The following is a 13,152-nucleotide window of genomic DNA, read 5'->3' as shown; positions in this document are numbered from 1 at the left end:
AAATTAGAAAAATGTCACAAAGAATCAGAATAAAACTAAAATCTTACGATTACAACTTGGTAGACAAGTCTGCTGAGAAAATCGTAAAAACGGTAAAGGCTACTGGTGCTGTTGTAAACGGACCAATTCCATTGCCTACCAATAAGAGAATCTTCACAGTATTGAGATCTCCGCACGTAAACAAGAAGGCTAGAGAGCAGTTCCAGTTATCAGCTCACAAGAGATTGATGGATATCTACTCTTCTTCTTCTAAAACTGTTGATGCTCTAATGAAATTAGAGTTACCAAGCGGTGTAGACGTTGAAATTAAAGTGTGATAAACGCATACTTTGCAATGATAATAGAATCCGTCCCTGAAAAGGGACGGATTTTTTTTGCATTCTCTTCAAAAGTAAATGAAAGAAAAGGTATTTATTCTTTCTGAAATAGATTGAGATTTGTTTTTTTTGATTTCGCTATTTCTACCTATAACTCCAATTTAGAACCATACCTCTAATGATGATGTGGTATCTTTAATGGATCCTTATAGCATCTGTTAGGCCATTTATAATCTGACAATGATTAGTCAAATTGACGTGAGAAATGTCAGTCGCTTTTATTTATTTAGAATTATTAAAAATAATAATTTTGCAAAAAGTTATCAGATGAATAAAGTAGTATCCTTTTCTCTGCTTGTATTGGGTGGGGTTTTTGTGAACGCACAGCAAGTGAATGATTCTATTAAAAAATCAAAAGAGATTGATGAAGTAGAATTATTTGGTGAAAGAAAGAAACAGCCGGAAGGCTTAGAAGCCATTACGAGACTTCCTTTGAAAGCAAGAGACCAGATCCAGAGTATTTCTATTATTTCCTATAAGGTAATTGAAGATTTAGGTGGACTGACGGTCACTGATGTAGCTAAAAATATTCCTGGGGTTACTCAGTTTGGAAGCTATGGAGGGACCAGAGAAAGTATGTCAATCAGAGGTTATAGAGGAGTTCCTGTTCTGAAGAATGGGGTTCAGATGGACTCGGATTTTCGTACTGGAGCTATGATCACGGATATGCAGGGCGTAGAAAGTATTCAGGTAATTAAAGGTTCTGCTGCAGTTACACAGGGAATAGGTGATGGACTTGGTTCTGCCGGTGGAGTAATCAACGTAGTGACCAAGATTCCTAAATTTATCAACCAAACCAATGTAGGTTTCAGATATGGGAGTTGGGATTTTTACAGACCTACCGTAGACTTCCAGAGAGTACTGGATTCTCAGGGTAAGATTGCCGTAAGATTGAATGCAGCGTATCAGGATAACAACAGTTTTAGACGATTCGTTAATACAGACCGTATCTACGTAAACCCTTCCATTGCCATTCGTCCAGATGACAAGACCGAAATTGTGGTGGAAATGGATTATATGCACAATAATACCACACCGGATAGAGGAACCGTGAATCTTGCAAAAGGAGATACTGAAGCCATATACAGAATGCCGGGAAGAAAATTCTTGGGTTTTGCCTCTGATAAAGCAAAAATCGAAACATTTAATTTCTCTACAACGGCAACCAGAAAGCTGACTGAAAAGTTAAAGTTAAGAGCTGCCTTCATGAGTTCTTCTTACCAGTCTGAAATTACGGGAGCAGCACTTGCCCCGGTTAATAATAAGAATCCAAATGAATTCCGTAACAGAACATTGACCAGATCAGACAGAGAAGATTTGAATAAAGTTCTTCAGTTTGACTTTATCGGAACAGATGTGATGACCGGATTTATGAAACATACATTTCAGGTAGGTTTCGACTGGAAAGAATCTAACGTTACAACCACTTCTTATAAAGCTAAAACCGTAGATCAGATCAATGTCCTGAATGATATCAATAATGTTCTTCCTTCAAATATTGATCCCAATACCTTTAGCCTGATAGACAAGAATCCAATAGTGAAGGCAGTAGCACCAACTATGGGATTAATGGCGCAGGATGTGATCACTTTCAACAAATATATTAAAGCCCACCTGGGAATTCGTTACAGCCAATTGATTGGTTCTGAAAAGGAAAAAGACTACGCATGGAATCCTTCATTAGGGATTATGATTTCTCCTATTGAGAATATGAATGTTTTTGGTTCTTACACAAGTACTACATCGTTGAGAAGCTCCAATAATGCATTACTTGGAGGCGGTACGGTAGGTGCTTCCACTACAAAACAATGGGAAGCAGGGATCAAGTCAGACTGGCTTAATGAAAGATTAAGATTTAATGTTACATTCTTTGACATCAATACCGATAACTTATCATATGAACTTTTAAAGGATGGAAACAGTACCGGGATCTATGCCATGGCGGGTGAGCTGAGAAGAAAGGGAATGGAAGTAGAACTTATCGGAAAAATTCTTCCCAACCTACAGATAATGACAGGATGGGCTTACGTAGATGCACAATATCAGGACAGTCCTTCATTTGTCAATGGATCAGCTCCTATCAATACACCTAAACATTCTGCCAATGCTTGGTTAAATTATAAATTTAATACAGGAACGCTACAGGGATTTGACATAGGGGCAGGAATTTATTATGTAGGAAACAGACCGGTTGACGATTTTAAGCAGGTATATACCAATGCAGAGAATGGGCATGTAAACGGAACTCAACCTGGAGAGAAGCCTTTCAATATGCCTGATTATACCACAGTAGATGCACAGATTGGATATACTTTCAAGAATGGATTGGGACTGAGAGGTTTCTTCAATAATATTTTTGATGCTGTAGGATATAATTCTTATTTCCGAGGTGGTTATATCGATCAGATTCAACCCCGAAACTTTGCCGTGCAGGTAAACTATAAATTTTAATCAACAAAATTATTTATTATGAAAAGCATAAAAACAGTATTCTTGGCCCTTGTTATTGGCGCAGTATCCATGGCGTGTTCAGGAGATAAAAAGAAAGGCATTGATTATGATCAGTTCAAAACTGAAGTTCAGCTTACTCCTGATCAGACGAAAAGCTTTGATGAAATCACTAAAAAATATCAGGATCTTCAGGAGCAGAACTTCCAGGCTGCCAAAGCACAAGGTGGTAATATGGACCGTGTGGCACTTGGGATTAAAAGTGAAGAACTGAGAGCACAGCAGTCTGTTGAAATGGCAAAAGTTCTGGACGGACCACAGATGGAGAAGTTCAATACCTTCGTGGATGAAAATTCAAGAAAAAGACCCAGATACGATAATGCCTTGCTGGAAAGAATCAAAACGGAAGGTCAGCTTTCGGAAGATGAGTTCAAAGTTGTGAATGCAGCCAACGATGCATTTGAAAAAGCTTTTAACGATGCCCACGATGTATACCACGGAAATAATGATCTTGCCAAAGAATACTGGGAGAAATTTGATGCTCAGAGAAAAGCAGCGATCAAGACCGCACTTACGCCTGAACACTATTCGAAATTTGAAGAGATCGTAAAAGATATCAAGTTCAAAGAAAGAAAATAATCAGGGTTCAAACTTCCGTACCAAATTAAGAAACATTCATATCAATTTTAATTAGAAAACATTAAGGCAGTTATTCCTGTCTTAATGTTTTTGCTATTAAGCCTTAATGAAATCATTATTTAAAAGCCTTTACCGGAAGCGTAGAAAAAATGAATCCCTCATTAAATATCTCATGTGGATCATCCACCTCTGGCTCGGACTTTTGTCCAGTATCATTGTATTGGTGATGTGCCTTACCGGATGTCTCTATGCTTTCAAAAACCAGATCATAGACCTTTATAATAAAGATAAGGTGTATATCTCTTCCGGCTCACAGATGGCCAAAACTCCGGACCAGATCCAGGCTGGATTGTTGAAAAATGGAAAAGAACTTACTGCCTTGCTTATTCCTGAATCTAAAAACAGAAGCTATGTTGTTTCCTACCGTGAAAACCAGTTGGATAAAAGTTCGTATTATAATCAGTATACTGGTAAGATCCTCGGTCAGGCTGATACAGGAGCCAATCAGTTTTTTGAAATCGTTCTCGATATTCATAGAAATCTGATGATGGGAAATGCTGGACGGCATATTGTAGGTGCATCTGTACTGGTCTTCTGTCTGTTAATTATTTCAGGATTTGTTTTATGGCTCCCTAAAAAACTGAAATTTCTAAAGCAGGGATTGACGGTAAAGTTCAAAGCAAAGTTCCAGCGCGTGAATTATGATCTGCACAATACACTCGGCTTTTATACCTTTTTTATACTTTTCTTTATTGCTGTTACCGGTTTGTACGTGACCTATCCGTGGGTGAAAAACGGTCTCATCGTAAGTTTAGGCGGCTCATCAATTGATCGTATCTCTGAAGAGAACAATGGCGACGATCCTTTTGGAGGCCTCCTTGAAGATATGCTTCAGAAGCAGGACGAAAAAAAGAATCTTAAAAATACAGTGGCAATATCTATAGACAAGATTCTTGAACTTTCCAATAAGCAGCTTCCGTACCATGCTGTTACCAGTATAGAACTTCCCAATAAAGAAAATCCGAGGTATGTAGTCATGAAGACCAATACCCAAAATTTTTTGGGTATGATGCTCCCGGATGAAGTGACCTTCGATAAAACCGGGGTTTTTAAGACCAGAGAACTTTTCTCCGACAAACCATTGAATAAACAGTTCACAGCTCTTGCAAAACCACTCCATACAGGAGAGATCATGGGCTTACCAAGCATTATCCTGTATTTCATTGTTTCACTAATCGGATGCTCCTTACCCGTGACAGGCTTTCTGATTTGGTGGCACAGGTTTAGAAAAATAAAGTAGAAAATCTGCTTTTAAAGAGGAACTTTAGAAGCTACTGTTATCCATGTCAAGGTTTTAAACCTTGACATGGATAAGTTCCTTCAAATGATAACCGAAGCTTCACCGGGAATTAGTATTTCAATCACCAGACTTCCGTGTTCAAGTACTGCAAATATCACTGATTTTTTTACTTCCGAATTAAGTTAATTCAATACATTTAATCATTAAAAGAATTGACATCATGAGCCATAAAAACAATAATCTTTTTGAAAAATTTTCCGACTGGGCCACTAAATTTACGGGAAGTTCTTACGCATTTATCGGAGCTGTACTGGTAGTCGTAATATGGGCAGCGTCAGGTCCTGTCTTTAAGTATTCTGAAACCTGGCAGCTTGTCATCAACACCGGAACTACCATTATCACTTTTTTAATGGTATTCTTAATACAGAAAGCCCAGAACAAAGATTCAAAGGCTATTCAAATCAAACTCAATGAGCTTCTGGCCGCTAATGAAAAAGCGAGCAACAGAATTGTGGATATTGAAGATCTTACCGAAAAAGAACTGGATCAGCTTCACTGCTATTATGAAAAACTCTCCGATTTCGCAGAAGAAGATGAGGATATTCATACCTCGCACTCGATAGATGCTGCTAAAAGAAATCAACATTATAAACATGATTTTTTCAAAAGAAAACACGAAGAATGGCTGCAAAAACAGACACAAAAAAAGGAATCGAAATGATTCCTTTTTTATTTTATCTAAGTTTAAAATTATCTTTTCAGAAAATATCCGAAATAGCTGCAGCTTCCTGCCAGTCCTTTCGCTGTTTCCGTATCTGCATACTGAGATTTCAGCTGGGCAAAATAGGTTCTGTATTTCTCATTCCTCATATTATCCAGTTCAGTCTGATGAGCCTGTTCCTTTTCGGAATATTTCGGATCTGAATAGTTAACAGTCGATGCATTTTTCGCCTCATACTGGTAGTATTTTCCTTGTTCAGCGCTGGCCATCTGGAAGAGAACCCTTGCTCTTTGTTCCTTATCTTTCGAAAGCTTCAGGCTTTTTTGATAATAATTGATTGCGAGGTCAAAATTATCCGGTTCAATATAAGTCGTATACAGGAAGTTCTTGTAATAATACTTGTATGGATTCTTTCGGTCTGTATTCCAGAAATCATATTTTCCGCCGTTGCTGTTGTCGATATCCATCACAAACAATTGACGGTAATATCCTAAACTTGAAGTATTGTACAATAAGTTTCCGATCAGCTGGTTCGCTTTTGCTGCCTTTTCATCTGTTCCGTTACTGATCTTTTTAAGCTGGATCAAGGCATCTGCCAGTTCCAGTTTATTCATATTGTTCTTAATGAAAGGGAATGCTGAATAATCTTCAGCGGTCATGCTTTCAGTTTCAGCACTACCGAAACTCTCCCATACATTGTGTCCGAAAACAAGATCAGAAATTCCTCTGAATCCGTTATACTCATCAGCTGTATATTGTTTTGGTGTGATTTTTTCACCTTTGTCTGTCCAGTCATAATTCATTCTTGGAATTCCTGCAAAGCCCTTAGCTTTTTCATAATAGGATTTAGCCTTTTCAAAGTCTGCCTGTCTCATGGCTCTGTCTCCGTAAATCGTACTGAAGAAAGCATCAATATTTCCTACATTGTCCATATTCTTGGCGATGATCTGCTGTTCAAACTGAGTCTTATTTGGTTTCTTATAAAAATCTTCAACACTTTTCACCAGACTTGAATTCGGATTATACTGAAGATCTGAAAGTTTATTGTTCATCAGGAAAGATTTTCCGTCTTCTCCCTGTAAGAAATATCGGTTGGCAAGAACATCTTTAAGGAAATCTGCTGTAGATGGAGTTTCACCATAGTAATCATAATCGGAAACAGCTGTACTGTCCTTTTTCACTTCTTTTTTTACGAAATATTCAGCATAGTCTTTCATCAGGTGATCTTCGAATTCTGCATCAATCTTAGGATGAGAAACGATGTCATTCAGAACTTTCATTCTTTTTATTTCTTCCAGGTATTCAGGATTGGTTGTTTTGATGTCTTCAAGAACCTCCGAACTTCCCTTGTAATCTTTTTTCAAGAACTTGAGATAAGCATCTGCGATCTGCCAGTATTCATCCTTGGATACTTTTTTGGTTTTTTCTGTGAATTTTTCAAGACTGTCCAGATAGTCATTCGTTTTTTCATCATAGCCGTAGCTGGATTTCGTATAGAAAGGAATCCTGTCCGGATTGTTCAACAGATCATCATCGCTCTGATCATTTTTATCTCCATTCGCACTTTCGGATTTCGAACCTCCGAAAAGGTTTTTAAAGAATCTTACAATCTTCTGCCAGAATGAAAGTTTTTCTTCTTTCTTTACCTCTACGGGTTCAGATTTTGTGTCAGCAGAGGTTTTATTGTGGTCATCGGCATTTCCTCTCATGACATTCGGGCTGTCCGTAGCATCCGAAGTATAATAGTAGATAGGAAGATAGCTTCTTTCAAGCTCATTGATGCTCCTTACGGCCATGACTTTCAGGATCTCAGAATCCGGATTGATGTCATACATCTTCTCCATGATCGGAATAGGATCTGTGAACCCCTCATACCCTAACAGGAAATACGCCATATTCTTTTCATCACTCGTTCCTGCTCTTTTCATGATATTACTGAAAGAAGCCGTGTCAGAAAGTTTCATCGATACAAAAGCTGATTCTTTGCGGTCTCTGCTGTTCATGAAAACCTGAAAAAAATTCCAGTTGGCATCGCTGTTCATTTCTTTTCCTCTCTGCGCGCCTGCAAGCTGATCAAGAGCCATAAAATAGACGGTCCCTTTTTGCTTGATCGGTTCTATATACGTTTTGAACGCTTCCAGAGCAGCATCATAATTTCTTGTATAATGATTGAAACGTACGAGTTGATATCCGTAACGCTGTTTGATCTCAGGATTTCTGGTAGCATTATATAAAGAAGTGAGCGCGTTGACTGTTTTTGCGTAGTCAATAGACGTGGCATTTTGAGACCTTGAAGGGCTGCTGTAAAATGAGTCAGGACTTTCAATATAGTTGATGCTCATGTACGGCTCAAGATATTTGGCTTCAATTAAATAATCGATACCTTCCTTGTACTTTTGGTAGAATCCGGTCCCCAGTTTCTGCAATAAAGGATTGTTTGGAGTTCCGTTTTTCAAAGCATTAAGATCATTCATGCTGATCTTGTACACCAGATTTTCTGTTTCTGCGTAGTTCAGTTGGTTATTGAAAAATTTTTTCCAGGTCTCAATATTGTCATCAGGAATTGTCATGTTCTTATAATCACCATAGAACCTGTTCGAATAGGTGAGCAGGAAAGGAAGGTAAGATTTATCCTTGATGATACTCTGTGTAAACAGATTGAAATATTCATAATCCGGGTCTGACCATGCACAGGCGTCAGATTTAGTATAAAAAAGCGAAAGGACCGCCAGTGAAAGAATATACTTTTTCATATTGTTGATAGTGTTTTTTATTTTTATAATTTAATTTCATGATGACTTTAAATCTTCACCATCCGTTGAATCATTGGATGGTAAAACTTTAAAAAGTTCGGTTACTTACAAATTTACTATCTAATTGATAATAAATTACATTAAAATTCGGGATTTTTTTGTCCAGAAAATGAATGACTTCTGTTAATTGGTCGTCCGATATTTCTTCCACCTTGATCCGAAAGCCCTTGCTTAAAAAACTTCCGAAATAGAAACCGTCTTTGCTGATTTCAACCTCATGATCTGAGATCTTTTTGAACGCAGGATTTTCCAGATCTTTTCGGGATAAAGCATTAATCAGTTTATGCCTTTCAAGGTGATTGGTGACAATTCCCCAGGAATAGATCGGTAAAGCCACTTCAATTTTTTTAATGGGATAATCTTCCAGTTTGGAGAGGTAGCTTTTTAAAATCGCCACATCAAGGATAGAATTCCTGTCGGAGTTTTCCAGTGGGGAAGAAGTAGAGTAGCACATCAGATAAACCTTTTGTACAGGGGGAATTCCGGTTTGGCTTTTATCTTTGACCTGATGGAGACGAAGGGTGCAGGTAATTTCTTTTCCGGAGACTCTTTTCAGTTCTTTTAAAAATTTAAAATAATCATTCCTTGTTCCCGCCGTCCAGTCACAGTCGATCTGGATTTCATTGTTCATTTTCAAACCATATTCCTTCGCTTTTTTCTGAACCAGATCATGAATGTTTTTGGCAAGAAACCGGATCTCTTCTGCCGAAATACGGTACATAGACTGATTGGTAATAAACACTGTTGGTACGATCTGTTTATTCGTTTGAAAACTGGTATCCTTGGTGGTAACAGCAACCGGCTGAAATTTTCCGGCCGATTTATCGATATCAAAAAATCTTGTGTATATATAAGGAACGGTAGCCTGATCCAGCACTTTTTTCTCTTGCCGATCAAGTTTAAGGTTGGTCTTCCAGTAATAAAAAGTATAAGGATGACTCTCTTTCCTGCCACATGAAATTACAAAAAGGAGGATGAAAAGAAACTTGAGTATTTTCATTCCTTGTACAGTTTACTTTCGCAGGTACACGTGTCGTTGGTAGCACTTTCCATGGAAGAGCAGCAGTCCTCAGATTTCTGGATATTTCCTTCTTTATCTGTAAGGTAAATATTATCCTTGTCAAATTTTACAAAAAAGTTTTCGCCATATTTCTTAAAATCTACCTTCATTACCTTGGGGTTGTATTTTCCGGCATTCACTTTCTCAGTAGTTTCAGTTCTGTCCGCCTGGTTGATCTGAACAAATCCAAAGTAGACATCACCGTTTTTCTTTACATCCAGATAATAATGTGGTGTTCCCGATCCACTATATCCTTCAATAATGTCAAAACTTCTTTGTCCCACAAAAGGAGTTTTTGTTTGTGCAAAAGACAAAATGCTGATGCATAAGATCACTAAGCTGAAAATCTTTTTCATATATTTTTCTTCAAAAGTAAAAATATTTAAGCAAAAATTAAACCGTAAAAACCCGGTGATTGGCTGTTTCAGATAATTACCGTAATCTATTTTTTTTAACGATAAGAGTCACAAAAGTTTTAAAAACACTTAAGTTCATTTGAAGTATCAAGTCTGATGGAAAGAAGTACACTTAAGTCTTATAAAAATCTTTGATTTTCTGCTGATGTGATTTTACGATTTTCAAAAGGTTAAAATTTTTTCAACTAAAGTGTTCTTATGTGTTTAAAAGAACAAATAACTTTTGTGGTTCAATTTTAATTATCATAGAAAATATAAAGGCCACCCTGTTTTGGAATGGTCTTTATATAATTGAGTTAAATGAAAATTAGAAAACGGTAGCTGCCAGTTGAATTCTTGCGTACTTATTCGAAGGATTCCACATGGCCATCATAGAAACCGGAAGACTGTAATGTTCCGTGATTTTGACCGTCTTACCTGCTTTTACCCCAACGTTGACAATATCAAAGCTGTTTTTACCGTTTCCGTAAAGGAAATATCGGTCGTTCAGAGCAAATCCGGCACCCACGAAAGCGTCCAGATTGACCTTTTTACCCACAATGACGGGATAGCTAGCCTGAATGTAGGTAGAATACTTATTCTTTTTGTAGCTGCCGTCAGAATCCAAAACAACTTCTCCGGCATTCGCTCCTCCATACAACATAATATCCGCTTCTACATTAATTGGGAAAGAAGGTCCGAAAGTATAGTTGGTTCTAAGATCGATGATATGGGCTGTTCTTCTCTGTGAATAACTGAAAATATCGTCTGCAGCGATGGCAGTATTAATGTTTCTTGAGTTATACAGATCCCAAAGCCCAATATAAAAACGATGATGGGAGTATTGAATGTAATAATTGATCTCCTTATAATGAGTACCATCCTTATCATCAGCTAATGCCGAAGCTCCCCAGATCCCAATCTTCCATTTCTTTTCAGCATCTAAAGCATAAGAAAGATTCCCCATCACTACAGGTTTATCTGTAATGATCAAACCTCTCCACAAGTGATTATTCTGAATATTGGCGGTAAAATCCAATCTGTTGTTCTCCTTAGGTTCCTCGTTCTCCTGAGAGAATAGTTTCCCTGTGCCTAAAATGATCAGGCATGCAGTTATTAAAATTTTCATCGCGTAATTTTTATTGTATTAATCCATATAGAACCGCTGCAATGACAGCTCCCAGAACAGGACCCGCAACCGGAATCCAGGCATATCCCCAGTCACTGCTCCCTTTCACAGGAAGTATAGCGTGCATGATTCTGGGTGCTAAATCTCTGGCCGGATTGATGGCATAACCTGTGGTACCCCCTAAAGATAAGCCGATGGCCCAAACCAGTAAAGTAACGGGAAGTGCTCCGACAGATCCAAGTCCTACTTTAGCTGTTGGATCAGTATTCAGAGAAATGCTGGGATCAGAAAAGTGAAAGATGACAAAGACCAGGACAAAAGTTCCGATGATCTCACTGATGAGATTGGAAAAAGTATTTCTGATGGCTGGCCCGGTACTGAAACAGGCTAGTTTTGCCCCTTCATCTTCCGTAATCGCAAAATGGTCTTTGTTAAAAAGCCAGACAAGGAACGCGCCAAGCATTCCGCCGATCAGTTGTGCGGCAATATACGAAGGAACCAGATCCCAAGAGAATTTTCCGGCAACAGCCAGCCCTATCGTTACGGCCGGATTCAGATGAGCACCACTTGCCGGGCCGGCAACGGTAACCCCTACGAAAACGGCCAGTGCCCAGGCGGTGGTAATGACGATCCATCCTGAATTATTTCCTTTGGTATTTTTTAAGACAACATTCGCTACAACGCCGTTGCCTAATAATATAAGAAGCATTGTTCCTATAAGTTCTGCGGTAAATGGGGTCATGAGTAGTTTTTTTTAGTGAGGAATTAATCTTCGATCCAGCTTTGAGAACGCTTCACGGCTTTGTTCCAGAAATGGATCATGTTGTCTGCTTTTTCTTTATCCACTTTCGGATTGAAATCTTCATCTACTACCCATTGAGATTGAATCTCATTGAGGTCTTTCCAGTATCCTACGGCTAAACCGGCAAGATAAGCAGCTCCTAATGCGGTAGTCTCAAGCGTTTTTGGTCTTGTAATTTTGAATCCGAAAAGATCAGACTGGATTTGCATCAGAAGATCACTTGCAGAAGCTCCTCCGTCTACCCTGAGTTCCAGACTTGGTCTTCCGGAATCTGCTTCCATGGATTTCACAATATCGTAAACCTGGAATGCGATTCCTTCCAAAGTAGCTCTGGCGATATGTCCGTTGGTCGTTCCGCGGGTTACCCCGACAATAGTTCCTCTTGCATACTGATCCCAGTAGGGCGCTCCCAATCCCGTAAGGGCTGGAACAAAATAAACACCTCCGTTATCTTCAACACTTGCCGCCAGATCATTCACTTCCTCCGCCGAACGAATCAATTTCAGACCATCTCTCAGCCACTGAATCGCGGCACCGCCTACAAATACACTTCCTTCCAGTGCGTAGTTCACCTCTCCGTTGATCTTCCATGCTACCGTTGTTAACAGGTTATTTTTGGAAGAAACCGCTTCTTTTCCGGTATTCATCAACAGGAAACATCCTGTTCCGTAGGTGTTCTTGACCATTCCCGGAGTGATGCACATCTGTCCGAATAAAGCAGCCTGCTGATCTCCTGCAATTCCTGCAATAGGAATTTTGGTTGAAAATAAAGTCGTTGCTGTCTCTCCATAGATTTCACTGCTCTGTTTCACTTCAGGAAGAACAGATCTTGGAATGTCAAACAAATCTAATAGATCCTGATCCCATTCTAAAGTATGAATGTTCAGAAGCATGGTTCTGCTGGCATTGGAAACATCGGTAATGAACATTTTTCCACGGGTAAGTTTCCATACGAGCCATGTATCTACCGTTCCGAAACATAATTTACCTTCTGCGGCTTTTTCTCTTGCTCCATCTACATGATCCAGAATCCATTTTAATTTGGTTGCCGAAAAATAGGCATCCAGTACAAGCCCGGTTTTCTCTTTGATGATTTCGGCGTGGCCCTGTTCTTTTAATTCGTCACAGTATTTTGAGGTCCTTCTGTCTTGCCATACAATAGCATTATAAATAGGTTCACCTGTTTCTTTATCCCAAACAATAGTTGTTTCACGCTGGTTGGTGATGCCAATGGCGGCTACTTCCAATCCGGAAATTCCGGCTTTGGCAATGATTTCTGCTGCGACGGATATTTGGGATGACCATATTTCGTTCGGATCATGCTCTACCCAGCCCGGAGTAGGATAGATCTGTTCAAAATTTTTCTGGGAGATATATTCAATAGCTCCGCTGTGATTGAATAAGATGGCTCTAGAGGAAGTTGTACCCTGGTCCAGAGCGAGAATCAATTTTTCCTTCATACTGCAAA

The 13,152-nt window shown here is 38.9% G+C and carries 11 protein-coding genes; 5 read left to right on the top strand and 6 right to left on the bottom strand.

Annotation, left to right across the window (positions count from 1 at the left end):
- Positions 1–11: 11 nt before the first annotated feature.
- From rpsJ to BUC06_RS04085, 5 genes are all read left to right on the top strand, one after another.
- Complete coding sequence (rpsJ, locus tag BUC06_RS04105; protein WP_002661363.1) at positions 12–317, top strand: 30S ribosomal protein S10; 306 nt, start codon at positions 12–14, stop codon at positions 315–317.
- 327 nt (positions 318–644) lie between these two features.
- Positions 645–2,828, top strand: a complete 2,184-nt coding sequence (locus BUC06_RS04100; protein ID WP_073330090.1) for a TonB-dependent siderophore receptor — start codon at positions 645–647, stop codon at positions 2,826–2,828.
- 18 nt (positions 2,829–2,846) lie between these two features.
- On the top strand, positions 2,847–3,464 hold the full coding sequence (locus BUC06_RS04095) for a hypothetical protein (protein WP_073330087.1): 618 nt from the start codon (positions 2,847–2,849) through the stop codon (positions 3,462–3,464).
- A 106-nt stretch (positions 3,465–3,570) separates the two neighbouring features.
- The gene (locus BUC06_RS04090) at positions 3,571–4,764 is read left to right on the top strand and encodes a PepSY-associated TM helix domain-containing protein (RefSeq protein WP_073330084.1); all 1,194 of its coding nucleotides are present in this window, start codon (positions 3,571–3,573) and stop codon (positions 4,762–4,764) included.
- A gap of 220 nt (positions 4,765–4,984) precedes the next feature.
- On the top strand, positions 4,985–5,485 hold the full coding sequence (locus BUC06_RS04085; protein WP_073330081.1) for a low affinity iron permease family protein: 501 nt from the start codon (positions 4,985–4,987) through the stop codon (positions 5,483–5,485).
- Positions 5,486–5,514: 29 nt separating this feature from the next.
- Here the strand turns inward: BUC06_RS04085 and BUC06_RS04080 are convergent, their stop codons facing one another.
- The 6 genes from BUC06_RS04080 to glpK form a co-directional block, all read right to left on the bottom strand.
- Positions 5,515–8,238 carry a hypothetical protein gene (locus BUC06_RS04080; RefSeq protein WP_073330078.1) on the bottom strand — a complete coding sequence of 908 codons (2,724 nt, stop codon included), beginning with the start codon at positions 8,236–8,238 and terminating at the stop codon, positions 5,515–5,517.
- A gap of 88 nt (positions 8,239–8,326) precedes the next feature.
- On the bottom strand, positions 8,327–9,298 hold the full coding sequence (locus tag BUC06_RS04075) for a hypothetical protein (protein ID WP_073330075.1): 972 nt from the start codon (positions 9,296–9,298) through the stop codon (positions 8,327–8,329).
- Positions 9,295–9,714 carry a hypothetical protein gene (locus BUC06_RS04070; RefSeq protein WP_073330072.1) on the bottom strand — a complete coding sequence of 140 codons (420 nt, stop codon included), beginning with the start codon at positions 9,712–9,714 and terminating at the stop codon, positions 9,295–9,297. Before BUC06_RS04070 ends, BUC06_RS04075 begins: the two co-directional genes overlap by 4 nt.
- Before the next feature lie 367 nt (positions 9,715–10,081).
- On the bottom strand, positions 10,082–10,882 hold the full coding sequence (locus tag BUC06_RS04065) for a hypothetical protein (protein WP_073330069.1): 801 nt from the start codon (positions 10,880–10,882) through the stop codon (positions 10,082–10,084).
- A 10-nt stretch (positions 10,883–10,892) separates the two neighbouring features.
- Entirely contained in the window at positions 10,893–11,624 is a 732-nt protein-coding gene (locus tag BUC06_RS04060; protein WP_073330066.1) for an MIP/aquaporin family protein, read from the bottom strand.
- A gap of 23 nt (positions 11,625–11,647) precedes the next feature.
- Positions 11,648–13,144 (bottom strand): glycerol kinase GlpK, encoded by a 1,497-nt coding sequence (glpK, locus tag BUC06_RS04055; protein ID WP_073330063.1) that lies wholly within the window; start codon positions 13,142–13,144, stop codon positions 11,648–11,650.
- Positions 13,145–13,152: the final 8 nt, after the last annotated feature.

The organism is Chryseobacterium carnipullorum, assembly GCF_900142785.1.
GTDB lineage: Bacteria > Bacteroidota > Bacteroidia > Flavobacteriales > Weeksellaceae > Chryseobacterium > Chryseobacterium carnipullorum.
The sequence above is the reverse complement of the archived record's forward strand: the minus strand, read 5'-3'. Positions and strand labels throughout refer to the sequence as shown.